General features: G+C 41.7%; 20 protein-coding genes. 18 read left to right on the top strand and 2 right to left on the bottom strand.

Translation table 11 applies throughout. The features are described from left to right. Positions 1-10 precede the first annotated feature (10 nt). Together glnD and map are read right to left on the bottom strand one after the other, a co-directional pair. Positions 11-2647, bottom strand: a complete 2637-nt coding sequence (gene glnD / locus PR683_RS13215) for a bifunctional uridylyltransferase/uridylyl-removing protein GlnD (protein ID WP_272581815.1) — start codon at positions 2645-2647, stop codon at positions 11-13. Between the two features lie 108 nt (positions 2648-2755). Further along, positions 2756-3553, bottom strand: a complete 798-nt coding sequence (gene map / locus PR683_RS13220) for a type I methionyl aminopeptidase (protein ID WP_036957992.1) — start codon at positions 3551-3553, stop codon at positions 2756-2758. Positions 3554-4204: 651 nt separating this feature from the next. Here map and rpsB point away from each other — a divergent pair. From rpsB to PR683_RS13310, 18 genes are all read left to right on the top strand, one after another. Next, entirely contained in the window at positions 4205-4930 is a 726-nt protein-coding gene (gene rpsB, locus PR683_RS13225) for a 30S ribosomal protein S2 (protein WP_004908759.1), read from the top strand. A 142-nt stretch (positions 4931-5072) separates the two neighbouring features. Beyond that, on the top strand, positions 5073-5924 hold the full coding sequence (gene tsf, locus PR683_RS13230; protein WP_004908761.1) for a translation elongation factor Ts: 852 nt from the start codon (positions 5073-5075) through the stop codon (positions 5922-5924). A gap of 190 nt (positions 5925-6114) precedes the next feature. Continuing rightward, the gene (gene pyrH / locus PR683_RS13235; protein WP_004257499.1) at positions 6115-6843 is read left to right on the top strand and encodes a UMP kinase; all 729 of its coding nucleotides are present in this window, start codon (positions 6115-6117) and stop codon (positions 6841-6843) included. A gap of 107 nt (positions 6844-6950) precedes the next feature. After that, positions 6951-7508 (top strand): ribosome recycling factor, encoded by a 558-nt coding sequence (gene frr / locus PR683_RS13240; RefSeq protein WP_109911800.1) that lies wholly within the window; start codon positions 6951-6953, stop codon positions 7506-7508. 147 nt (positions 7509-7655) lie between these two features. Beyond that, positions 7656-8849 carry a 1-deoxy-D-xylulose-5-phosphate reductoisomerase gene (gene ispC, locus PR683_RS13245; RefSeq protein ID WP_004908768.1) on the top strand — a complete coding sequence of 398 codons (1194 nt, stop codon included), beginning with the start codon at positions 7656-7658 and terminating at the stop codon, positions 8847-8849. A 186-nt stretch (positions 8850-9035) separates the two neighbouring features. Further along, on the top strand, positions 9036-9791 hold the full coding sequence (gene uppS / locus PR683_RS13250) for a polyprenyl diphosphate synthase (protein WP_109911801.1): 756 nt from the start codon (positions 9036-9038) through the stop codon (positions 9789-9791). Positions 9792-9800: 9 nt separating this feature from the next. After that, entirely contained in the window at positions 9801-10661 is an 861-nt protein-coding gene (gene cdsA, locus PR683_RS13255) for a phosphatidate cytidylyltransferase (protein WP_004908774.1), read from the top strand. Between the two features lie 8 nt (positions 10662-10669). Next, a complete protein-coding gene (gene rseP / locus PR683_RS13260; protein WP_228367198.1) occupies positions 10670-12022 on the top strand; it encodes a sigma E protease regulator RseP in 1353 nt (450 codons plus the stop codon). Positions 12023-12064: 42 nt separating this feature from the next. Further along, positions 12065-14479 carry an outer membrane protein assembly factor BamA gene (gene bamA / locus PR683_RS13265; RefSeq protein WP_109911803.1) on the top strand — a complete coding sequence of 805 codons (2415 nt, stop codon included), beginning with the start codon at positions 12065-12067 and terminating at the stop codon, positions 14477-14479. Positions 14480-14568: 89 nt separating this feature from the next. After that, positions 14569-15063 (top strand): molecular chaperone Skp, encoded by a 495-nt coding sequence (gene skp / locus PR683_RS13270; RefSeq protein ID WP_004908780.1) that lies wholly within the window; start codon positions 14569-14571, stop codon positions 15061-15063. Between the two features lie 3 nt (positions 15064-15066). Next, entirely contained in the window at positions 15067-16104 is a 1038-nt protein-coding gene (gene lpxD, locus PR683_RS13275) for a UDP-3-O-(3-hydroxymyristoyl)glucosamine N-acyltransferase (RefSeq protein ID WP_109911804.1), read from the top strand. Between the two features lie 129 nt (positions 16105-16233). Further along, positions 16234-16686: a 3-hydroxyacyl-ACP dehydratase FabZ gene (gene fabZ, locus PR683_RS13280; protein ID WP_004257450.1), complete on the top strand. Its 453-nt coding sequence runs from the start codon at positions 16234-16236 to the stop codon at positions 16684-16686. A 1-nt stretch (position 16687) separates the two neighbouring features. Next, a complete protein-coding gene (lpxA, locus tag PR683_RS13285) occupies positions 16688-17485 on the top strand; it encodes an acyl-ACP--UDP-N-acetylglucosamine O-acyltransferase (protein ID WP_004908785.1) in 798 nt (265 codons plus the stop codon). A 44-nt stretch (positions 17486-17529) separates the two neighbouring features. Then, positions 17530-18681 carry a lipid-A-disaccharide synthase gene (gene lpxB, locus PR683_RS13290; protein ID WP_115167780.1) on the top strand — a complete coding sequence of 384 codons (1152 nt, stop codon included), beginning with the start codon at positions 17530-17532 and terminating at the stop codon, positions 18679-18681. Continuing rightward, the gene (gene rnhB / locus PR683_RS13295; RefSeq protein ID WP_109911807.1) at positions 18681-19274 is read left to right on the top strand and encodes a ribonuclease HII; all 594 of its coding nucleotides are present in this window, start codon (positions 18681-18683) and stop codon (positions 19272-19274) included. Before lpxB ends, rnhB begins: the two co-directional genes overlap by 1 nt. Before the next feature lie 11 nt (positions 19275-19285). Then, the gene (dnaE, locus tag PR683_RS13300; protein WP_004908794.1) at positions 19286-22768 is read left to right on the top strand and encodes a DNA polymerase III subunit alpha; all 3483 of its coding nucleotides are present in this window, start codon (positions 19286-19288) and stop codon (positions 22766-22768) included. Positions 22769-22780: 12 nt separating this feature from the next. Next, positions 22781-23740 carry an acetyl-CoA carboxylase carboxyl transferase subunit alpha gene (gene accA / locus PR683_RS13305; RefSeq protein ID WP_004908798.1) on the top strand — a complete coding sequence of 320 codons (960 nt, stop codon included), beginning with the start codon at positions 22781-22783 and terminating at the stop codon, positions 23738-23740. A 145-nt stretch (positions 23741-23885) separates the two neighbouring features. Further along, on the top strand, positions 23886-24773 hold the full coding sequence (locus PR683_RS13310) for a DMT family transporter (RefSeq protein ID WP_042851536.1): 888 nt from the start codon (positions 23886-23888) through the stop codon (positions 24771-24773). Positions 24774-24778 lie beyond the last annotated feature (5 nt).

The raw sequence follows: 24778 nt of genomic DNA on the forward strand, positions 1-24778 counted from the left end.
GTGATGGACGCTATATTTTATCCTTCGATTTTAGGGTTTCTGTCAACCTTTCTGATAACTCTTGTTGCATATTTTTAGTCAACGCTTTGTGATCTTTATCTGCTAACACAAAGAAATCTTCCACTTTTTCGCCAATTGTGGTGATGCGCGCGCCATACAGAGAAATTTCCATTTGAGCAAAAATATGACCGATGCGAGCTAATAAACCAGGTTGGTCCAAAGCGAACAACTCCATATAAGTGCGACGTTCGTTAGTGGAATGTAGAAAATTAACTTTTGTTGGCACGGTAAAGTGACGTAACTTTGACGGTAAAGTACGTGGCTTAGGGAGTGAAATTTCGGGTTGCTGAACGGCTAATAACAACATTTTTCGAATATGATCGTATCTGTCTTTGGATAGGGGGCTACCGTTAGGCTCAAGTACGACGAAGGTATCCATGGCCATATTGTCTTTGTTAGTAAAAATTTGAGCACTGTGAATGCTTAAATTTCGTCGATCTAATTCGCTGGCGACAGCGGCAAATAAATGGGGTTTATCATGGCACCAAATGAAAATTTCTGTTCCGCCATGTTTAGGTTGCGTGCTGATTAACACTAAAGGCTGGCTCAAATCATGGGCTAGTAGGTGCTTAGCATGCCATGCTAATTGGGATGGAGTGTGACGTAAAAAATAATCTGCATGGCAACGAGACCATAACCCTTGTAGTTTTTCTTCATCAATGGATGATTGGCGCAGTAATGATAAAGCCTGATAACGATGGTGACGAATGCGTTCACGTAAGTCAGGGGTGCTTTGCATGCCTTGATTTAACTGGTGTTCTGTTGATAAAAATAGTTCACGAATTAAACTTTGTTTCCAACTATTCCACAGCGTGCTATTTGTCGCACAAATGTCAGCGACAGTTAGACACATCAGGTAGTTAAGCCGTGAAACGGTTTTTACTTCCCCTGCAAATTGTTTAATGACATCAGGATCTTGGATGTCGCGTCGTTGAGCGGTTACTGACATCAATAAGTGATTTTTCACCAACCATGACGCCAATTCAGCTTCTTTGGTAGAAAAATCATGTAGTAAGGCAAAATCATAAACAAACTCAGAGCCGAGATCGGAGTGATCTCCTGAGCGGCCTTTAGCAATATCGTGGAAAATCGCTGCTAATCGTAAAAGCTCAGGTTGCAATAATTTGGGATAAACACTAACGCAAAGAGGGTGATCTCGTCGGTTTTCTTCTAAGGTAAAGCTATCAATTTTTTGCAGCGCACGAATAGTATGTTCATCAACGGTATATGCATGGAATAGGTCGAATTGCATTTGCCCGACAATATTGCTCCATAGCGGTGTGTAAGCGCTTAATACACTATGAAGGTGCATGGGAACAAAGGCACCTTTGATTGCTCTGGGGTGGCGTAGAATTTTGATAAACAGTTTTCGGGCTTCAGGAATTTCACATAATGGCACTGAAAGGTTACGGCGTGCATAACGAAGCTGACGTAATGTGGTGGAATAGATCCCTGTAATATTTGGATAGCGAGCCATTTGATAAAACATTTTTAAAATAGCAGCTGGTTGCTTAATAAATAATTCTTCATCAATAACATCAATCAATGACCCGCGTAATTGGAATAGCGAATCAATAGGGCGTGGTTTTTCGTTAGGGTTAAGCGTTAAAATGGCCTCATCAAATAATTGTAATAGCATTTGATTGAGTTCTCTCACCCGGCGAGTGACACGATAGAAATCTTTCATCATTCGTTCAACGGGTTGGTTTTTTTCGCCCTCATAACCCAGTAACCGAGCTACACTAAACTGGCGGTCAAATAGTAGACGATTATCATGACGTTTCACCACTAAATGGAGCGCAAAGCGAATTTTCCATAAAAACATTAAGCACTCTTTGAGTTCTTGGCGCTCTTCTTCGGTGAGAAAGCCAAAGCCCACCATTTCATCGACGGTGGTTGCGCCAAAATGGCGCCTGCCGACCCACAGTAATGTATGGATATCTCGCAATCCCCCTGGGCTACTTTTAATATCAGGTTCTAAATTATAGCTGGTGCTATGGTAGCGTTGATGACGTTCTTGTTGTTCTTCAATTTTTGCAGCAAAAAAGACCGCGGAAGGCCAAAAATCATCGCTAAAAATGGTTTTTTGTAATTGTAAAAACAGGGTGACATCACCACAAATTAGCCGTGATTCAATGAGATTAGTTGCAGTGGTTAGGTCTGCATTTCCGGCTTCAATGCATTCAGCCAGCGAACGAACACTGTGGCCGATATCAAACCGTAGATCCCACAATAGAGTAATAAATTGCCCAATTTCGCTAGCAATGTGCTCTGGAAGAGGGGTTTTGCTTAACACTAAAATATCAATGTCAGAAAGTGGGTGCAATTCATGGCGTCCATAACCCCCAACAGCGATTAGTGACATATCTGGTTGCTTATCAAATTGAAAGGATTGCCATAATCGCGTTAGTAAGGCATCAAGATAGTCACTACGTAAGTGAATGAGATCGACAACATCTTTACCTTGCTTGAAAGCCTCTTCGAGCCACTGATCAAAATTATCGACATGTTGCCTTAATGAATTCAGCTCAAGGTCATGAGTACTAAATTGATTAGGGGGTAGGTAGGAAGCTGAATTTACAGTCATCTTTATCTTTCCGTATTGATAGCAATAGGGGTTAGCTACCAGCTTACGGTTTTTTGATAAAAATGAACAGAGGAAGAGCCTTCGGTTAGGAAGGCTCTACAGAGAAGATTATTCGTTAACTAATACCGCAGAGATAAATGGTTCTTCTTCTTTACGCAGTGTGAGGATTTCACAGCCGTTATCCGTCACAACTAACGTATGTTCATATTGGGCAGACCAGCCGCGGTCTTTGGTTTTTACTGTCCAACCATCTTTCATGGTACGAATACGGTGATCGCCTGTATTGACCATAGGCTCAATGGTAAAAGTCATCCCTTTTTGCAGGACTACGCCACTGTCGTCAGCGTCGTAGTGTAGAACTTGTGGTTCTTCATGAAAACCTTGGCCAATGCCGTGGCCGCAATATTCACGCACAACAGAGAAATCTTGTTTTTCGACAAATTCTTGAATGGCTTTACCCAAAGTTCGTAAGCGAATACCCGGTTTAACCATACGAATTGCCAAATACAAGCTGTCTAGTGTGACTTGGCAAAGGCGCTCACCTTGAATCGTCGGTTTACCAACGATAAACATTTTGGAGGTATCGCCATGGAAGCCATCTTTGATGACGGTAACATCAATATTGACAATATCGCCATCTTTCAAAATTTTATCATCACTAGGAATGCCGTGGCAGATGACATCATTGACGGATATACAAACTGATTTAGGAAAACCGTGATAATTCAGGCACGCAGGGATAGCTTGCTGTACGTCAACAATATGTTGATGACATAGGCGATCTAATTCACCTGTACTAACTCCCGGCACAACGTGCGGAGCAATCATTTCTAATACTTCTGCGGCTAAGCGGCCAGCAACGCGCATTTTCTGAATATCTTCTTCAGTTTTGATAATAATAGCCATGAGTGTAGTCCATTCATGCCAACATTGATTAAAGGCATGTTAAAAAAGAGGGGTAAAAATAGGGAGCCCATTTTACATCGATGAGACATATGGTAACAGCCACCGCATTTTCTGCCAACTAGCTATCGAACGGATTCGAAAGTCGAAGTTACTTTATAGTAGATAAGGAAAGGAGCAGAGCTTGTTCATTTTGAGCTTTTAACAGCACAAAATGCAAAGTAATAATGAAGGTCATCTAGAAGGCATTGCAAAAATAAGGCTTTTTTATCTTGCCAAATAGTGTCTATAATTGAGCTGAGCAATGGTTAAATATTGCTCAGCTCAATAGCTTTAAATCAAATCTACTTTTAGGCACTTTTGTGAGCGAAAAAAACAACAAAAGTTGGCTTCTAAGTTGGTTTTATGGTATAAAGCGCGCCGGCAATCCATATTATTTCTTATCACCATCATCGAAATGTCATTTTATGGCGTCAAGATGAGGCCACTGATAAAATATTGGATGTGCGAAACTTAAAACTCAATTGTGTAATAACACACACAAATCGACACGTGCACCGGGGTGCTCTTATGCGTTTTTTAACGCAGCTTTGGAGTCGGTAGCATGGGATTTGTGGAGGCATAACCCCAATTACTTAAATACAGAGGTATTAAATGGCAACTGTTTCCATGCGCGATATGTTACAAGCAGGCGTACACTTTGGTCACCAGACTCGTTACTGGAACCCAAAAATGAAACCTTTCATTTTCGGTGCGCGTAATAAAGTTCATATCATCAACCTGGAAAAAACTGTTCCAATGTTCAACGAAGCTCTGGCTGAGTTGACTAAAATTGCTTCTCGTAAAGGCAAAATTCTGTTTGTCGGTACTAAACGTGCTGCAAGCGAAGCCGTTCAAGAAGCTGCTAACAGCTGTGATCAGTATTTCGTTAACCACCGTTGGTTAGGCGGAATGTTGACTAACTGGAAAACCGTTCGTCAGTCAATCAAACGTCTGAAAGATTTAGAAATTCAATCACAAGACGGTACTTTTGACAAACTGACTAAGAAAGAAGCGCTGATGCGTACTCGTGAACTTGGTAAGTTAGAAAACAGCTTAGGCGGTATCAAAGATATGGGCGGTTTACCTGACGCTCTGTTCGTTATCGATGCAGACCACGAACACATTGCTATCAAAGAAGCAAACAACCTGGGTATCCCAGTATTTGCTATCGTTGATACTAACTCTGATCCAGACGGTATCGACTTCGTTATCCCTGGTAACGATGATGCAATCCGTGCAATCAAACTGTATCTGGGCGCTGTAGCAAGCACCGTTCGTGAAGGTCGTTCACAAGATCTGGCTGTTCAAGCAGAAGAAAGCTTAGTAGAAGCTGAATAATAAGGCTCAAACCCTTATTTAGGTATTGCTATACAGGTACTGCTATATGTTAGAAGGGGCCTGATTTAGGCCCCTTTTATATATGAATCAGAACTATCCACGTGGGGAAGACTCTCACGGGGAATATCGAGGAATAAATCACATGTCTGGAATTACCGCTGCATTGGTAAAAGAACTGCGCGAACGTACTGGCGCAGGTATGATGGAATGTAAAAAAGCACTTGTTGAAGCTAATGGCGACATCGAATTAGCGATTGATAACATGCGTAAATCAGGTCAAGCAAAAGCGGCTAAAAAAGCAGGTCGCGTTGCAGCTGAAGGTGTTATCCTGACGGAAGTTTTCAACGGTGGTAAAACAGGTGCTCTGGTTGAGCTGAACTGTGAAACTGACTTCGTTGCTAAAGATGCAGGTTTCTTAGCATTCGGTAAAGAAGTTTTAGCTTCTGTTGTCGCTGACAAAAATGCTGACATCGATGCACTGAAAGCAAAATTCGAAGAAGCTCGTACAACATTAGTTGCGAAAATTGGTGAGAACATCAATATTCGTCGCGTTGCTATTCTGGAAGGCGCACAAGTAGGTAGCTACCTGCACGGTGCTCGTATTGGTGTTTTAGTTGCGGCTGAAGGCGCTGACGAAGAGTTACTGAAACACATCGCTATGCATATCGCTGCAAGCAAACCTGAATATGTAACTCCAGATGATGTTCCTGCTGATGTTGTTGCTCACGAGCATCAAATTCAGTTAGACATCGCAATGCAATCTGGTAAACCACGCGAAATCGCTGAAAAAATGGTTATCGGTCGCATGAACAAATTCACTGGCGAAATCTCTCTGACTGGCCAGCCTTTCGTAATGGACCCAAGCAAATCTGTTGGTGACTTACTGAAAGAGAAAGGTGCTACTGTTTCTGGTTTCCTTCGTTTCGAAGTAGGTGAAGGTATCGAGAAAGTTGAAACTGACTTTGCAGCAGAAGTTGCTGCGATGAGCAAGTAATCAACTAAGGGCCGCCAATTGGCGGCTCTGTTTTATATACGTATATTCCCCGGATGTTAGCGTCATCGGCATACGCTAGAATTTGTGTGTATAAAAAAATTATATTTAAATTAATTAAAAATTTTAGGTACGTAGAACCGTGTGATTCTACGTGTGTTACCCCAATAAATATCTGTTAGGACAGAACACCATGGCAACCAATGCAAAACCCGTTTATCAGCGTATTCTGCTTAAATTAAGTGGCGAAGCCTTACAAGGCGCAGAAGGTTTTGGTATCGATGCTAGCGTTTTAGATCGTATGGCTCAGGAAATTAAAGAACTCATAGAACTGGGTATACAGGTCGGTGTGGTTATTGGCGGTGGTAACCTGTTTCGTGGTGCTGGTTTGGCACAAGCTGGCATGAACCGTGTTGTCGGAGACCACATGGGAATGCTAGCAACGGTGATGAACGGACTCGCGATGCGTGATGCATTACATCGCGCCTATGTGAATGCAAGACTGATGTCTGCGATCCCACTTAACGGTGTCTGTGATAACTATAGCTGGGCAGAGGCCATTAGCTTGTTACGTCACGGCCGCGTTGTTATTTTTTCGGCAGGAACAGGAAACCCATTCTTTACAACAGACTCCGCTGCGTGCCTACGTGGTATTGAAATTGAAGCGGATGTTGTGTTAAAAGCAACAAAAGTTGATGGTGTTTATTCAGCAGACCCTGCTAAAGACCCTGACGCAGTTCTTTATGAAAATCTGAGCTACCAAGAAGTGTTGGAACGTGAACTTAAAGTGATGGACTTAGCAGCATTCACATTAGCACGTGACCATAACTTACCGATTCGTGTATTCAATATGAATAAACCGGGCGCTTTACGACGCGTTGTTATGGGCGAAAATGAAGGAACTCTGATTTCTCACAATTAATACTCAGAGACATGACCTGAGTTTAAATGTATTATCTAATATAAATTCAGACAATTTAAGCGAGGTCGCATGCGGCCTTTAATAACCAGTTCTTAAGGGTTGAAAACGTGATTAACGAAATCCAAAAAGATGCTCAAGACCGTATGGAAAAGAGCCTTGAAGCATTCAAAAACCAAATTAGTAAAGTTCGCACAGGCCGTGCATCTCCAAGCCTATTAGATGGCATTACTGTTGAGTACTACGGTTCAGCGACACCTTTGCGCCAATTAGCTAACGTCACTGTTGAAGATTCACGGACATTAGCTATTTCGGTTTTTGACCGTAGCATGTCACCAGCGATTGAAAAAGCAATCATGGCATCAGATTTGGGCCTGAACCCGTCATCAGCGGGTACTGTTATCCGTGTTCCACTTCCTCCATTAACGGAAGAACGTCGTAAAGACTTAATTAAAGTGGTCCGTGGTGAGGCAGAGCAAGGTCGTATCGCAGTTCGTAACGTTCGCCGTGACGCTAACGACAAAGTTAAAGCGTTACTGAAAGATAAAGAAATCAGTGAAGATGACGAACGTCGTTCACAAGATGATATCCAAAAACTGACTGATAGCTACATCAAGAAAGTTGATGAAGCATTAGCGCAAAAAGAAGCAGAGTTGATGGAATTTTAATCCATCATAATAATAAAGCCACCAATGCAGACGGTAAAAGTGTGCGTTAGCGTGGCTTTATTATTTTTCAAGTTTATTAAAAAATCCTTTCTAACCTCTAAGCTGATATAATCTCAGTATTGAATTAATACAGAGTACTCAATCACTATGAAACGTCTGACAATCCTAGGTTCTACAGGCTCAATTGGTACAAATACACTTTCTGTTGTTCGCCAAAATCCCGAAAAATTTCAAATTGTTGCTTTAGTGGCAGGAAAAAATGTCACTGAAATGGCGAAACAGTGCCTTGAGTTTAATCCGAAATATGTCTCAATGGCGGATGAATTATCAGCAAAAGCCTTAAAAACTATTTTGATTGAGAATAACTGCAAGACTGAGGTTTTGTCAGGAAAACAAGCGGCTATTGACCTTGCGGGCCTTGATGATGCCGACCAAGTTATGTCAGCAATTACCGGAGTTGCCGGTTTACTTCCTACCTTGGCTGCAATACGTAAAGGTAAAAGAATATTATTAGCGAATAAAGAGTCTTTAATTACCAGTGGCCGTTTATTCTTTAATGAGATTCGTAAGCACAATGCAACCGTATTTCCTATTGATAGCGAGCATAATGCTATTTTCCAAAGTTTACCGGAAATTATTCAACGCAATTTAGGCTTTGCTGATTTATCAGCCTCGGGTATTTCAAGTATTGTTTTGACCGGTTCTGGCGGGCCTTTTAGGGATACACCATTATCGCATTTTGATAACGTGACACCTGATGAAGCATGTAACCATCCAAATTGGTCAATGGGACGAAAAATATCAGTTGATTCAGCGACAATGATGAATAAAGGTCTAGAATATATTGAGGCTTGCTACTTTTTTAATGCGAATGCTGAGCAGATGGAAGTAATTATCCATCCTCAATCGGTTATTCATTCTATGGTTCGGTATAAAGATGGCAGCGTGATAGCACAACTGGGTACGCCTGATATGCGCACTCCGATTTCATATAGCATGGCTTATCCTCAACGTATCATATCTGGTGCAAAACCTCTTGATTTTGCAACGCTTTCATCATTAACGTTTGTTCAGCCTGACTACCAACGCTATCCTTGCTTGAAGCTCGCAATCGATGCCTGCCACCAAGGGCAAGCCGCTACAACCGCGCTTAATGGTGCAAATGAAGTGACTGTTGCGGCCTTTCTTGAAGGCAAAATACGCTTTACGGATATAGCAAAAATTAACCACAGTGTATTAGATAGCCAAGTTTTTTCTGAACCTGTTTCAATTGAGGAGGTCTTAGAAATCGACGAGCGAGCACGTAAAAATGCAGAAAAAATAATCGCTCAGACAATTTAACGCTGGTATGTGTTTTATTTAGTTGCTGATAGCCATAATAACTCTTTAATATGTGACGTGTTTAAAAAAAGAAAAATAACATAGCACTACTTTGAGAATTAAGGATGTGTCTTATCAGCAAATTCAATAATAGTAGTTATTATTGGTCTGTATACTCAAAGTGGTACTCACAAGGATTAATATTTAATGAACTCTAGTGGTGAAAATCTCTCTGATTCAATGATGCCTAAGCATGTTGCTATCATTATGGATGGTAATGGTCGATGGGCTAAGCAAAGAGGGAAACTCAGAATTACAGGTCATAAGGCAGGTGTTGAATCTGTCCGTAATTCGGTGCGTTTTGCGGTGAAAAATAAAATTAGTTCGCTCACATTGTATGCATTTAGCAGTGAAAACTGGAGACGACCAGAGAAAGAAGTGAGTTCTCTAATGGAACTATTTGTTTTTGCTCTTGATAATGAAGTTAAAAACCTGCATAAAAACAATGTCAAACTAAAAGTCATTGGTGATATTAGTCGTTTTAGTGAACGCCTCAGAAAAAGAATTGATAAGGCAGAAGCATTAACGCAAAACAACACTGGGCTAAAACTGAATATAGCCGCGAACTATGGTGGTCGCTGGGACATCAGTAACAGTGTAAAACAAGTATTTGCAAAGGTACAAAGTGGTGAACTTTCTATTGATGACATCAATGAAGAAAATATTAATGACCATATTTGTATGCATGATCAAGAAAATGTCGATTTAGTCATTAGAACCGGTGGGGAGCATCGCATTAGCAACTTCCTATTATGGCAAGTCGCTTATGCGGAATTTTATTTCACCAACGTTTTGTGGCCAGATTTTGATGAAATGGTGTTTCAGAGTGCAGTTGATGCTTTTAGTAAGCGTGAGCGCCGTTATGGTGGAGCTGAATCAGATGATGAACTGGGCAAGGAATAGGGGATAGATGTGCTGAAATATCGTTTACTTACTGCGATAGTCTTAATACCGATTGTTATAGCAGCTCTGTTTTTACTTTCCCCAGCAAATTTTGGGCTTGTCGTAATTGCGGTTTGTGCTTTAGGAGCTTGGGAATGGGCACAATTTGTCGGCTGGCATTCACAAGCTAAACGTGTCGGGTTGGCGGTTGTTTTTGCAGCAATATTACTTGCAATGCAATTTTCTATCTCCAATATAAACCAGTTCTCCTCTGAGCCTATGGTTTTGTATGGCCTGTGGGCAGGTCTTATTTGGTGGGTAATAGCGATTATTTTAGTTGTTACCTACCCAGCATCGGCTTCTTGGGGTAAATCAGCAATTATCCGGTTGTTATTTGGCGTGTTAACGATTATTCCATTTTATTGTGGAATGATGGTTTTAAGAACTGTGGGTTATCAAAGTGATACATTCTTCGGTGCTTGGTGGTTACTGTATGTCATGTTGCTAGTTTGGGGGGCAGATTCAGGTGCCTATGCATTTGGTCGTACTATCGGACGCAACAAAATGGCACCTAAGGTATCTCCTGGTAAAACGTGGGAAGGCTTAGTCGGTGGGCTGATAACAGCAGGGATTATCTCATGGTTATTTAGCGCCTTTGCGCCAATCCCTGTGATGCCTGATTATTTACTAGTGACTTCAATTATTGTTGTTGTAGTATCAGTATTTGGTGATTTGACCGAAAGTATGTTTAAGCGTCAATCAGGTATTAAAGATAGTAGCCACTTAATTCCAGGGCATGGCGGTATTTTGGATCGTATTGATAGCCTGACGGCAGCAATCCCTGTTTTTGCTGGGCTAAATTTGTTAATTTTTAACGGTTTTGGTCTTTAGGAAGATACATGGGATTTATTTGGAGTTTAGCTGCATTTATTATCGCGATAGGCGTGTTAATTACAGTACACGAGTTCGGTCACTACTGGGTTGCTCGTCGCTGTGGTGTTTATGTTGAGCGCTTCTCTATTGGCTTTGGCAAAACGTTATGGCGTAAAGTCGATAAACATGGCACTGAGTTCGTTTTAGCCATTATCCCGTTAGGGGGTTATGTCAAAATGCTTGATGAACGTGTTGGAGAGGTTGCTCCTGAGCGTCGTCATCAAGCGTTTAATAATAAAACAGTAGGTCAACGAGCTGCCATTATTAGTGCGGGGCCTATTGCGAACTTTTTATTGGCAATTGTTGTCTATTGGATTGTCTTTATGATTGGCGTTCCTTCTGTGAAGCCTGTCATTGAAGATGTAAAACCAGGTTCTATTGCGGCAATTGCAAATTTTGAATCAAAAATGGAACTAAAATCCATTGATGGCATCGAAACTCCTGATTGGAATTCAGTTCGCTTAGCATTGGTCGGCAAAATAGGTGACCACGAACTGACTGCACAAGTATTACCGAGTGGTTATAATGAACCGATGACAAAAACGGTTGATTTAACGACTTGGCAGTTTGATCCTGAGAAACAAGATCCAATTTTGTCGTTAGGGATAATGCCTGTTTCTGCAAAAATTGACCCTGTTATTCAAAAAGTCACAGAGGGGTTAGCTGGCGAACGAGCAGGTTTACAGAAAGGTGACAGAATAGTCAGTGTTAACGGGGAGGTATTAGGCCTTTGGAACCCAGTAACACTAATTATTCGTAATAACCCAGGTGTACCGTTAAAACTAGAAGTACAACGGTCGCAACAATTGGTTTCACTCACGTTGACTCCTGATAGCCAAGATGGACAACGTGGAGAGAAAATTGGATTTGCAGGCGTAGAACTTTCAGTGTTACCGTTAGCAGATGAATATAAAATGGTGCAGCAATATGGGCCATTCTCTGCGTTTTACCAAGCCAGTGATAAGACGTGGCAGTTAATGAAGTTGACGGTCAATATGATGGGTAAACTGGTTGTTGGGGATGTCAAACTCAATAACTTGAGCGGTCCGATATCTATCGCTAAAGGTGCGGGGGTATCCGCCGAGTCAGGCTTGGTATATTATTTGATGTTTATTGCGCTTATTAGCGTCAATTTAGGTATCATCAATCTGTTTCCATTGCCTGTTTTAGATGGGGGGCACTTGCTCTTCTTATTAATTGAAAAAATTAAAGGAAGTCCAGTGTCTGAGCGAGTACAAGACTTTAGTTTTCGGATAGGTGCAATGGCATTGATTCTGTTAATGGGACTTGCACTTTTTAATGATTTCTCTCGCTTCTAATTTTTATAAGCTGGGGACCAGTAAGGAATACGCATAACAACGATGGCGATGAAAAAGTTGCTCATAGCGTCGCTGCTTTTCGGCAGCGCCACTGCATACGGTTCAGACGGATTCGTAGTTAAAGACATTCGTTTCGAAGGTCTACAACGCGTCGCCGTTGGTGCAGCATTATTGAACATGCCAGTTAGGGTTGGCGATTCAGTTGATAACGATGATATCAGCCGTTCGATCCGTTCCCTATTTTCAACCGGTAACTTCGAAGATGTTAGGGTCCTGCGTGATGGAAACACGCTGATCGTTCAAGTTAAAGAGCGGCCAACGATTGCCAGTATCACCTTTACAGGTAATAAGTCTGTTAAAGATGATATGCTCAAGCAGAACTTGGAAGCTTCAAATATCCGCGTTGGTGAGGCACTTGACCGCACGACAATTGCGAATATCGAAAAAGGTTTAGAAGACTTTTACTATAGCGTTGGTAAATATAATGCAACAGTAAAAGCTGTTGTGACACCTTTACCACGTAACCGTGTGGATTTAAAATTTGTTTTCTCTGAAGGTGTTTCAGCTCAAATTCAGCAAATTAATATTGTAGGTAATAAAAATTACACTACAGCAGAATTAGTTAATAAGCTGCAATTGCGTGATGATGTACCTTGGTGGAACCTTGCTGCTGACCAAAAATACCAGAAGCAAAAACTGGCGGGTGACTTAGAAACTCTGCGCAGTTTTTATCTTGACCGCGGTTATGCACGTTTTAACATTGACTCCACGCAAGTCAGTCTGACTCCAGACAAAAAAGGCATTTATATTACGATTAACATTACTGAAGGCGACCAATACAAAATATCGGGTGTCGAAGTTAATGGTAATACTGCAGATCACTTAACTGAAATCCAAGAACTTATCACTATCACACCGGGAGAGTTATATAACGGTGCTCAAGTGACAAGCATGGAAAACAAAATCAAAGATATGTTTGGCCGCTATGGTTATGCATATCCTCGAGTAATGACACAGCCTGAAATCAACGATGCAGATAAAACCGTGAAATTGCATTTAAATATTGATGCAGGTAACCGTTTCTATGTGCGTGAAATTCGTTTCCAAGGCAATGACACCAGTAAAGACACCGTTTTGCGTCGTGAAATGCGCCAAATGGAAGGGGCATGGCTTGGAAATGACCTTGTTGAACTCGGTAAAGAACGTCTGAATCGTACAGGTTATTTCGAAACTGTTGATGTTGAGACTCAACGTGTACCGGGCAGTCCTGACCAAGTAGATGTTATCTACAAGGTTAAAGAGCGTAATACAGGTTCAATGAACTTTGGTATCGGTTTTGGTACTGAAAGTGGTGTGAGTTTCCAAGTTGGGGTTACACAAGATAACTGGTTAGGTACAGGTAATGCGGTTGGTATTAACGCAAGTAAAAACGACTACTCAACTAACGTTGAATTCTCATTTACTGACCCGTATTTCACCGTGAATGGTGTGAGCTTAGGCGGTCGTATTTTCTATAACGACTTTAGTGCGAAAGATGCGGATCTATCTGGCTATAACAACAAAACGTATGGTCTAGACAGTTTCTTAAGCTTCCCGTTCAATGAAAATAACTCTTTCCGTGTTGGTGCGGGTTACGTTCATAACCGACTTTCAGATATGCGAGCTCAAGCTGCGATGTGGGATTACCTCGACTCTATGGGGAAAAATCCACCAGTTACAGAAAATGGGCGTAATAAAGAAAGTTTTGATGCGGATGACTTTACGCTTAACTTAGGTTGGACTTATAACTCGTTAAACCGTGGTTTCTTCCCAACATCGGGTAATAAAACGAACGTATCGGGTAAAGTAACAATACCTGGCTCTGATAACGAATACTATAAACTGCGCTTTGATACCGCACAGTATTACCCACTGGATGAAGACCAAACTTGGGTAGTTCTGGGGCGTGCACAAGCAGGTTATGGTGATGGTATTGGCAGTAAGCAAATGCCATTCTATGAAAACTTCTATGCGGGTGGTTCAAGCACCATTCGTGGTTTCCGTTCGAATAATATCGGTCCAAAAGCGGTTTACTTGAAGAGAATTAATGGTGTGGATGGCCCTGAGCCAGGAAGCCCATCAAGTGATGCGGTCGGTGGTAATGCGATGTACGCAGCATCATTTGAATTAATCACTCCGACTCCATTTATTGACGAGAAATATTCGAACTCAGTTCGTACGTCTCTGTTCGTTGATGCGGGTACGGTATGGGATACTAATTGGAACAGTATCAATGCTGATTGGCGTAAAGGTATGCCTGACTACGGTAAGGCAACTAACGTCCGTGCTTCTGCTGGTGTTGCTTTACAATGGATGTCCCCTCTTGGACCACTGGTCTTCTCTTATGCGCAGCCGATTAAGGACTACGAAGGGGATAAATCAGAACAGTTCCAATTTAATATTGGTAGAACGTGGTAAGCTATTCCAGTTTCTACTTATGATGGCTCCCATAATTTTATGGGAGCAACCAAAATTTCCAGCCATACGTATGGGTTAAGGAGTTTAGTGTGAAAAAATTGTTGTGTGCAGCGGGTGTGAGTATTGCTTTAGCAATGTCTGCGGGTGCTTATGCTGAGAAAATCGCTATCGTCAATGTTGGTGAAATTTTCCAAAATATGCCTGCGCGTGAAGCCGTTGCTAAACAGCTTGAAAGTGAATTCAAAAGCCGTGCGACTGAGTTACAAAATCTAGAAAAAGATTTGCAAACTCGTGTTGAAAAATTGCGCCGTGATGGTGCAACGATGAAGCAAAGTGAGCGCGAAAAGCTTGAATCTGAACTCATGACTAAACGTGATCAATTCGCTGAAAAAGCTCAAAAATTTGAAGAAGACAACCGTCGTCGTCAAGGTGAAGAGCGTACTAAAATTTTAACTCGTATTCAGAACTCTATTAAGTCTGTTGCCGCTAAAGAAGGCTATGATGTCGTTATCGATGCAAATGCAGTTGCCTATGCAAAAGATAGCGTTGACATTACAAGTCAGGTTCAAAAACAGGTTAAATAATAGATGTCTTCAATTCGATTGGCTGACCTTGCTCAGCAGTTGAATGCGCAATTACACGGTGATGGTGATATTACCATCACCGGTATTGCTCCAATGCATTCAGCGAATAATCAACAGATTACTTTTTTATCTGACAGCCGTTATAGTGACAAATTGGCCGATTGCCAAGCTGCAGCGGTGGTTCTCACAGCAAAAGATCTCGAAGCATGTAAAGTAGCTGCACTGGTAGTGGATAACCCATACCTTGCTTATGCACGCATGGCTCAAATTATGGATACAACGCCAAGTCCGGCTGAAGATATCCACGCATCAGCGGTAATTGCTGATGATGCAAAACTCGGTAAGAATGTCGCAATTGGCGCAAATGCTGTTATCGAAAGTGGTGTTGAACTTGGCGATAATGTGGTGATTGGCGCAGGTTGTTTTGTGGGTAAAAATACACGCATAGGTACAGGGACCCGTTTATGGGCAAATGTCAGCGTGTACCACAATATCGAAATTGGTACACATTGTTTAATTCAATCTGGCACTGTGATTGGTTCAGATGGCTTCGGTTATGCAAATGATCGTGGTAATTGGATCAAAATTCCTCAGTTAGGCACAGTGATCATCGGCGATCGTGTTGAGATCGGTGCAAGCACAACGATTGATCGCGGTGCGTTAGATAACACTGTGATTGGTAATGGGGTTATTATCGATAACCAATGCCAAATTGCACACAATGTCATAATTGGTGATAATACCGCAGTTGCTGGCGGAGTTATCATGGCTGGTAGTTTAAAAATCGGTCGTTACTGCATGATTGGTGGGGCTAGCGTCATCAACGGTCATATGGAAATTTGCGATAAGGTCACAGTAACAGGAATGGGTATGGTCATGAGGCCTATCACTGAACCGGGAGTATATTCTTCAGGAATTCCTTTACAGCCTAATAAAGCTTGGCGTAAAACAGCTGCTTTAGTCTTAAGTATCAATGAGATGAATAAGAGACTGAAACACGTTGAGCGTGAATTAGATAGCCAAAATCAAAAAAATCAGTAATCATTTTGTAATTCAGGCTAAAATAGTTATCTGAGTTACGTTTTCCGGCCTGCCAGTTAACCTAATTTATGGGTTAAAGCAGGCCGATTCATTAATTAAACCGTATTAATAGACAGGAAGAGTATTTCGATGAGTGATAATCATACTCTGAATATAGAAGAAATCTTAGAACTGCTTCCACACCGTTACCCATTCCTTTTGGTTGACCGTGTATTAGATTTTGAAAAAGGCAAATCATTGCGTGCAGTGAAAAATGTGTCATTTAATGAGCCATTTTTCCAAGGGCACTTTCCAAGCAAACCCATTTTTCCTGGCGTATTAATTTTAGAAGCCATGGCACAAGCGACTGGGATCCTTGCGTTTAAAAGCGTTGGAAAATTAGAGCCTGGTGAGTTGTACTATTTTGCAGCGATAGACAATGCGCGTTTTAAACGTCCTGTTCTACCAGGAGACCAAATGGTCTTAGAAGTAGAATTTATTAAAGAACGTCGCGGAGTTGCACGTTTTAAAGGTGTTGCTAAAGTTGATGGAGAAGTGGCCTGCGAAGCAGAAATGATGTGCGCCCGTCGCCGTGAGGTCTGATATGATTGATAATACAGCCTATATTCATCCATCCTCTATCGTAGAAGATGGAGCTATCATCGGTGCCAATGTTCGTATTGGCCCTTTTTGTTATATTGGCGCGAATGTCGAAATTGGCGAAGGTACTGAGTTGAAATCTCATGTTGTCGTTAATGGCCATACAAAAATAGGCCGTGACAATGTGATTTTCCAGTTCGCTTCCATTGGTGAGATTAACCAAGATCTTAAATATCAAGGTGAACCAACACGAGTTGAAATCGGGGATAGAAACCGTATTCGTGAAAGCGTAACTATTCACCGTGGTACAGTTCAAGATGTTGGCCTGACAAAAGTGGGCAACGATAATTTACTGATGGTGAATGTGCATATTGCCCATGATTGTATCATTGGCAACCGTTGTATTATTGCAAATAACGGTACTTTAGGTGGCCATGTAACACTTGGTGATTATGCCATCATTGGTGGTATGACCGCAGTTCATCAATTTTGTAAAATTGGTGCTCATGTTATGGTCGGCGGTTGCTCTGGTGTTGCACAAGACGTGCCACCTTATGTTATTGCACAGGGTAACCACGCAACACCATTTGGTTTAAATCTTGAAGGTTTAAAACGCCGTGGTTTTGAAAAAGAATCACTACATGCTATTCGTAATGCATACAAGGTGTTATATCGTTCAGGTAAATCATTAGAAGAAGCACGTGAAGAAATCGCGGAAGCGGCAAAAGCCAATGAACACGTTAAAGTGTTTAGTGATTTCTTAGAGGATTCAGCACAGTCTAAACGTGGTATTATTCGTTAATCTAGTATTAATGAATCTGGGCCTTTAATAAGGAGCGAATTTCGGTGAATAATAGCCGCCCACTTACTATTGGCCTTGTTGCCGGAGAAACATCTGGTGATATTCTCGGTGCTGGGCTTATCCGTGCACTTAAAGAGCAAATACCAGATGCTCGCTTTGTTGGTGTTGCTGGTCCATTAATGCAAGCGGAAGGTTGTGAAGCTTGGTATGAAATGGAAGAGCTTGCTGTCATGGGCATTGTTGAAGTCCTTGGCCGTCTACCTCGGCTATTATCCATTCGTAAGGATTTAACCCAGCGTTTTACTGAACTACAGCCGGATGTTTTTGTTGGGATTGATGCCCCTGATTTTAATATTACCCTAGAGGGGCGCTTAAAATCGAAAGGTATCAAAACCATTCATTACGTTAGCCCATCAGTTTGGGCATGGCGCCAGAAGCGGGTATTTAAAATTGGTCGTTCAACAAATTTAGTATTAGCTTTTTTACCTTTTGAAAAAGCATTTTACGACCGTTTTAATGTTCCTTGCCGTTTTATCGGGCATACAATGGCGGATGCCATTCCATTACATCCTGATAAACAAGCCGCTCGACATCGGCTGAATATTCCTGAGCATGTTAAATGTTTGGCTTTACTGCCAGGAAGTCGTCATTCAGAAGTCGAAATGCTAAGCGCAGATTTTCTCAATACAGCGAAAATATTACAACGCAATATCCCTGATTTACATATTGTGGTGCCGTTGGTGAATGAAAAACGCCGCCAGCAGTTTGATGAGATAAAAGAAAATACCGCACCTGAATTGCAAGTCCATATTTTAGATGGTCAGGCTCGTGATGCAATGATTGCAGCAGATGCGACTTTGTTAGCATCAGGAACAGCAGCACTTGAGTGTATGCTAACAAAATGCCCAATGGTGGTGGGGTATCGTATGAAACCTTTCACTTTCTGGTTAGCTAAACGGTTAGTGAAAACGCCGTATGTTTCTTTGCCTAATTTGTTAGCAGAAAAAGAAATTGTGAAGGAGTTACTACAAGAGGAATGCCAGCCTGATAAACTCGCACAGCAGTTGCTTCCTCTCCTAGATGGTGGAGAACAGGTTGAAAACCTGAAACAAACTTTTTTACAATTACATCAGCTTATTCGTTGTGATGCAGATAAACAAGCTGCTGAAGCGGTATTAGATATGGTCAAAAATTAATGGAATTTATCTATCCAAAAGCAAATTTAATCGCTGGTGTTGATGAAGTGGGTCGAGGCCCGCTAGTTGGAGCTGTAGTGACCGCGGCAGTGATTCTTGATCCCAATAACCCAATTACAGGGCTGGCAGACTCAAAAAAACTCACCGAAAAAAAACGTGAGAAATTATTTGATGAAATCCAACAAAAAGCGCTGTGTTGGTGCATTGGTCGCGCAGAACCAGAAGAAATTGATAACATAAATATATTACATGCAACTATGTTAGCGATGCAGCGCGCAGTTGCGGGTTTATCTATTGTTCCTGAGTATGTTTTAATTGATGGCAACCGCTGTCCTAAATTGCCAATGCCTTCACAAGCAGTCATTAAAGGCGACAGCCTAGTACAAGAAATTAGTGCAGCATCCATTTTAGCTAAAGTGATTAGGGATAGGGAAATGGTCGAATTGGACAAAACCTTTCCTGAATATGGCTTTGCGAAGCATAAAGGCTACCCAACCGCGTATCATTTAGAAAAATTGGCGCAGTATGGTGCAACCGAATTCCATCGTAAAAGCTTTGCTCCAGTGAGAAGAGCTTTAGACAGCAATAAGTAGGTATTAGGTCGATGGCATCACCTCGTTTTATTCATTTACGTGTTCACAGTGACTATTCCATGATTGATGGGCTAGCCAAAACGGGGCCACTGGTTAAAAAAGTGGCTTCAATGGGCATGCCTGCGTTTGCGATCACCGATTTTACTAACCTTTGTGGGCTAGTCCGGTTTTATGGTGCAGCACATGGTGCAGGGATCAAACCCATTATTGGTGCTGATTTTTATGTGGAAAGTGAACTATTGGGTGATGAAATATCTCACTTAACTGTTTTAGCACGTAATAATGAAGGTTATCAAAACCTTACCCTACTCATTTCTGAAGCGTACCAAAAAGGCTATGGTGCGGTTGGACCAACAATTAAACGTGAATGGCTGGCTAAGCACAAAGATGGTTTGATTCTACTCTCTGGTGGCCGTAAAGGGGATGTCGGGCAATGTCTATTAAGAGGTAATCAAGCTTTAGTGGATGAGTGCCTTGCATTCTATGAAACGCATTTTCCAGATTGCTACTACTTAGAATTAGTCAGAACAGGGCGGCCAGATGAAGAAAGTTATCTGCATGCGGCTGTCGAGTTAGCAACTAAAAAAGGCTTGCCTGTTGTTGCAACGAATGATGTTTGCTTCATTGAAAGTAGTGATTTCGACGCCCATGAAATACGTGTTGCTATCCATGATGGTTTTACATTAGCTGATCCGAAAAGGCCTAAAAATTATAGCCCTCAGCAATATTTACGTTCCGAAGAAGAGATGTGTGAGCTATTTGCTGACATCCCTGAAGCGTTAGAAAACAGTGTAGAGATTGCTAAGCGTTGTAACGTCACGATTCGCCTTGGTGAATACTTCTTACCGCAATTCCCAACAGGGGATATGAAAACCGAAGACTTTTTGGTTATGCGGTCAAAAGAAGGGTTAGAAGAGCGCCTCGAGTTTTTATTCCCAGACGAAAAAGTACGAGCGGAAAAACGCCCTGAATACGATGAGCGTCTGGAAATTGAACTTAACGTGATTAATCAGATGGGGTTCCCCGGTTACTTCTTGATCGTGATGGAATTTATCCAATGGTCAAAAGATAATGGCGTACCTGTGGGGCCGGGGCGAGGTTCCGGTGCGGGCTCTTTAGTTGCTTATGCCCTTAAAATTACGGATCTTGATCCGCTTGAGTTTGACTTGCTTTTTGAGCGTTTCTTGAATCCGGAACGTGTTTCGATGCCTGACTTTGATGTCGATTTCTGTATGGAAAAACGCGACCAAGTGATTGATCACGTAGCCCAAATGTATGGGCGTGACGCTGTTTCACAGATCATTACTTTCGGTACGATGGCCGCCAAAGCGGTTATCCGTGACGTGGGGCGCGTACTTGGGCACCCATATGGTTTTGTTGATAGAATTTCAAAATTAGTGCCGCCAGACCCCGGTATGACACTGGAAAAAGCGTTCGAAGCAGAACCACAGCTACCTGAAATTTATGAGGCTGATGAAGAGGTTAAAGCGCTTATCGATATGGCGCGTAAGCTCGAAGGTGTCACACGAAATGCTGGTAAACATGCGGGTGGGGTGGTTATCGCTCCAACTAAAATTACTGACTTTGCGCCGCTTTATTGTGATGCGGAAGGTAATAACCCTGTCACACAATTCGATAAAAACGATGTCGAATATGCGGGGTTAGTGAAGTTTGACTTCCTTGGTTTACGGACGTTGACGATCATTAACTGGGCGTTGGAAATGATCAACGCGCGTCGAGCTAAGAAAAATTTAGAACCGATTGATATTGCAGCTATTCCGCTACACGATCAAAAAAGCTTTGATATGCTGCAGCGCTCAGAAACCACAGCGGTATTCCAGTTAGAATCCCGTGGAATGAAGGACTTAATTAAGCGATTACGCCCCGACTGCTTCGAGGATATGATCGCACTGGTGGCATTGTTCCGTCCCGGGCCACTGCAATCAGGCATGGTAGATAACTTTATTGACCGTAAACATGGTCGTGAAGAAATATCGTACCCAGATGTACAATGGCAACATGAATCATTAAAACCTGTTCTAGAGCCCACATATGGGATTATTTTATACCAAGAACAGGTTATGCAGATTGCTCAGGTTTTAGCTGGCTATACGCTTGGCGGTGCGGATATGCTGCGTCGTGCGATGGGTAAAAAGAAACCTGAGGAAATGGCGAAGCAGCGTTCTGTTTTTGAAGAAGGTGCAATTAAAAACGGAGTAGACGGCGAGCTATCAATGAAAATCTTTGACTTGGTAGAGAAATTTGCCGGTTATGGGTTTAATAAATCGCATTCAGCTGCCTATGCTTTAGTTTCTTATCAAACATTATGGTTAAAAGCGCACTATCCCGCTGAATTTATGGCTGCAGTTATGACCGCGGATATGGATAACACGGAAAAAGTGGTTGGTTTAGTTGATGAATGTTGGCGAATGGGCTTAAAAGTATTGCCGCCAGATATCAATAGTGGGCTTTATCACTTCCATGTGAATGATGAAGGTGAGATAGTTTACGGTATCGGTGCAATCAAAGGGGTCGGCGAAGGCCCGATCGAAGCGATTGTTGAAGCTCGTCAACAAGGCGGCATCTTTAAAGAGATTTTTGACCTTTGTGCGCGAGTTGATATTAAAAAAATTAACCGTCGTGTGATGGAAAAGCTTATCATGGCAGGGGCATTTGACCGATTAGGCCCTCATCGTGCAGCGTTGATGTCTTCCCTTGAGGATGCGTTAAAAGCAGCTGACCAACATGCTAAAGCAGAGGCAATAGGCCAAGCAGATATGTTTGGTGTACTAGCTGAAGCACCTGAACAAGTTGAAAGTTCATATGCAAGTGTACCTAAATGGCCAGAGCAAGTAGTATTGGATGGTGAACGAGAGACGCTTGGTTTATATTTAACAGGGCATCCAATAACGCGATACTTGAGCGAAATAGAGCGCTATACTAATGGGCTTAGATTAAAAGATGTGAACCCCACCCCTCGTGGTCAAGTAACAACTGTGGTAGGTTTAGTACTTTCAGCTAAAGTGATTACAACCAAGCGTGGAAATAGAATAGGGATTTGTACGCTTGATGATCGTTCCGGTCGTCTGGATATTATGTTATTTTCAGATGCACTCGATAAGTACCAACATATGTTGGAAAAAGACAATATCCTGATAGCCACCGGTCAGGTCAGCTTTGATGATTTCAATGGTGGTAATAAAATGACAGTGCGTGAGTTAATGGATATTAGTGAAGCAAGGGAAAAATATGCACGAGGACTTGCAATTTCACTGTCAGATAAACAAATTAACGATCAATTGCTGAACCGGCTTCGCAGTACTCTTGAACCTCATCGTTCAGGAACGATCCCGGTTCATCTGTATTACCAGAAGGATGATGCCAGAGCCAAGCTTAAATTTGGTGTTGTTTGGCGTGTGACGCCAGTGGATCCCCTTTTGAACGATCTTCGAACTCTGCTGGGTAGTGAGCAGGTAGAATTAGAATTTGACTAAAATAGGAATATTATGAGTCTGGATTTTCTTGATTTTGAACAGCCAATCGCGGAATTAGAGGCGAAAATTGATTCTCTAACAGCGGTTAGCCGTCAAGATAACAACTTAGAAGTTAACCTAGATGAAGAGGTTGCTCGTTTACGTGAAAAAAGTGTTGAACTGACACGTAAAATTTTCTCTGATCTAGGGGCTTGGCAAATAGCTAAACTCGCTCGTCACCCACGTCGTCCATATACATTGGATTATATTTCTCGCATTTTTACTGATTTCCAAGAATTAGCAGGGGATCGCGCTTATGCAGATGATAAAGCCATTGTCGGTGGAATGGCGCGTTTGGATGGTCGTCCAGTCATGATTATTGGGCATCAGAAAGGGCGTGAGACAAAAGAAAAAATCCGTCGTAATTTTGGTATGCCAGCCCCAGAAGGTTACCGTAAGGCACTGCGTTTGATGGAACTGGCTGAGCGTTTTAACTTACCTATTATCACCTTTATTGATACTCCAGGTGCTTATCCGGGAGTTGGTGCTGAAGAGCGTGGTCAGTCAGAGGCTATCGCACGTAATTTACGTGAAATGTCACGTTTATCTGTCCCAGTCATTTGTACCGTTATTGGTGAAGGTGGCTCTGGTGGTGCACTTGCTATCGGTGTGGGTGATAAAGTCAATATGCTGCAATACAGCACTTATTCTGTTATTTCACCAGAAGGCTGTGCATCTATTCTATGGAAAAGTGCAGATAAAGCACCATTAGCAGCAGAAGCAATGGGGATTACCGCCCCACGTCTTAAAGAACTGAAATTAATTGATAATGTTATTCCTGAGCCATTAGGCGGTGCACATCGTAATTATGATGAAATTGCAGAACAGCTAAAAGCACGCCTAACCGAGGACTTAGACGAATTAGAATTATTAGATGCTGAAGCATTGAAAAACCGTCGCTATCAGCGCCTGATGGACTATGGTTATTGTTAATCATTAACAGCTAATCATTAATAAATACGGGAGTTTGCTTTTGCCAGCTCCCGTTTTTATTTTTAAGCTAGTCATTTTTAATGATAACCGAGTGTTTTGATTTAAATTATTCATCTACTGAAAATAACTATAGATAGGGACTAGGGTGCGACAATATAATTATTTGCTATATGCTTTTACTTGCGTGTTGATATGGAGCTTTATTCCTATTGTCTCTCGTTTTGGGCAAGAAGGCATGGACAGCTTTCAATTCCTGTTCTGGTCGAACGTAATATCTGCGATATCTGTGATTATTGTTGCTCTTGCTTCAGGCTATCGACTGACAAAACTGTTTATTTTGCCAAGAGATATATTAGTCAAAGTCTTTGTTCTTGGCTTTCTTGACTGTTTATTCTATTTGTTGCTGTACTACGGATATTCCATTGAGAATGGTATAGCGGTATTGGTCATTCAATATAGTTGGCCATTAGTTATTATCTTGTTATCAGTAGTATTGCTAAAAGACAAATTAGCTGGAAGACAAATAATTGGTATCATAATCGGTTTTATTGCGGTGATTATTACTTTTACCAAAGGGCAAATTACGCAATTACATGTTGAAAACCCAACAGCGTTATTACTGGTTTTTAGTGGTGCGTTTTGCTTTGCCCTAATGTCAGTTTTCTCCCGTCAATATTCGATTGACCCCTATATTAGTACTGTATGGTTATTTATTTTTTCAACGCTGACTTCTTTTGTCTTATTGATGCTGTTTAGTGAAATGCGATTACCTTCAAAAGCGGCTTTTTGGCCAACGTTGATTAATGGTATTTTAATCAACGGGGTGTCTTACATTTTATGGTTCAAGGCGATGAATACAGGGCACTCGGCGAAAATAGCTTCTGTGGTATTTTTGTCTCCCGTATTATCGGTGCTCTGGTTAGTGTTAATCTTAAATGATGCTTTTGAAATTGCGTATGCAATAGGGGTATTACTGGTAATTATTTCTGGTGTTCTGTGTGTTGGCGCAAAGAGCCAAAGTCAGAAGTTGTGAGAAGG

Origin of the sequence: Providencia sp. PROV269 (assembly GCF_028477785.1) — a bacterium.
Classification (GTDB): domain Bacteria; phylum Pseudomonadota; class Gammaproteobacteria; order Enterobacterales; family Enterobacteriaceae; genus Providencia; species Providencia rettgeri.

What these genes read in the sequence shown, in the direction of transcription:
- glnD (WP_272581815.1), bottom strand. Translation starts at nt 2,647, where the DNA reads ATGACTGTAAATTCAGCTTCCTACCTACCCCCTAATCAATTTAGTACT.
- map (WP_036957992.1), bottom strand. Translation starts at nt 3,553, where the DNA reads ATGGCTATTATTATCAAAACTGAAGAAGATATTCAGAAAATGCGCGTT.
- rpsB (WP_004908759.1), top strand. Translation starts at nt 4,205, where the DNA reads ATGGCAACTGTTTCCATGCGCGATATGTTACAAGCAGGCGTACACTTT.
- tsf (WP_004908761.1), top strand. Translation starts at nt 5,073, where the DNA reads ATGTCTGGAATTACCGCTGCATTGGTAAAAGAACTGCGCGAACGTACT.
- pyrH (WP_004257499.1), top strand. Translation starts at nt 6,115, where the DNA reads ATGGCAACCAATGCAAAACCCGTTTATCAGCGTATTCTGCTTAAATTA.
- ispC (WP_004908768.1), top strand. Translation starts at nt 7,656, where the DNA reads ATGAAACGTCTGACAATCCTAGGTTCTACAGGCTCAATTGGTACAAAT.
- uppS (WP_109911801.1), top strand. Translation starts at nt 9,036, where the DNA reads ATGAACTCTAGTGGTGAAAATCTCTCTGATTCAATGATGCCTAAGCAT.
- rseP (WP_228367198.1), top strand. Translation starts at nt 10,670, where the DNA reads ATGGGATTTATTTGGAGTTTAGCTGCATTTATTATCGCGATAGGCGTG.
- bamA (WP_109911803.1), top strand. Translation starts at nt 12,065, where the DNA reads ATGGCGATGAAAAAGTTGCTCATAGCGTCGCTGCTTTTCGGCAGCGCC.
- lpxD (WP_109911804.1), top strand. Translation starts at nt 15,067, where the DNA reads ATGTCTTCAATTCGATTGGCTGACCTTGCTCAGCAGTTGAATGCGCAA.
- fabZ (WP_004257450.1), top strand. Translation starts at nt 16,234, where the DNA reads ATGAGTGATAATCATACTCTGAATATAGAAGAAATCTTAGAACTGCTT.
- lpxA (WP_004908785.1), top strand. Translation starts at nt 16,688, where the DNA reads ATGATTGATAATACAGCCTATATTCATCCATCCTCTATCGTAGAAGAT.
- rnhB (WP_109911807.1), top strand. Translation starts at nt 18,681, where the DNA reads ATGGAATTTATCTATCCAAAAGCAAATTTAATCGCTGGTGTTGATGAA.
- dnaE (WP_004908794.1), top strand. Translation starts at nt 19,286, where the DNA reads ATGGCATCACCTCGTTTTATTCATTTACGTGTTCACAGTGACTATTCC.
- accA (WP_004908798.1), top strand. Translation starts at nt 22,781, where the DNA reads ATGAGTCTGGATTTTCTTGATTTTGAACAGCCAATCGCGGAATTAGAG.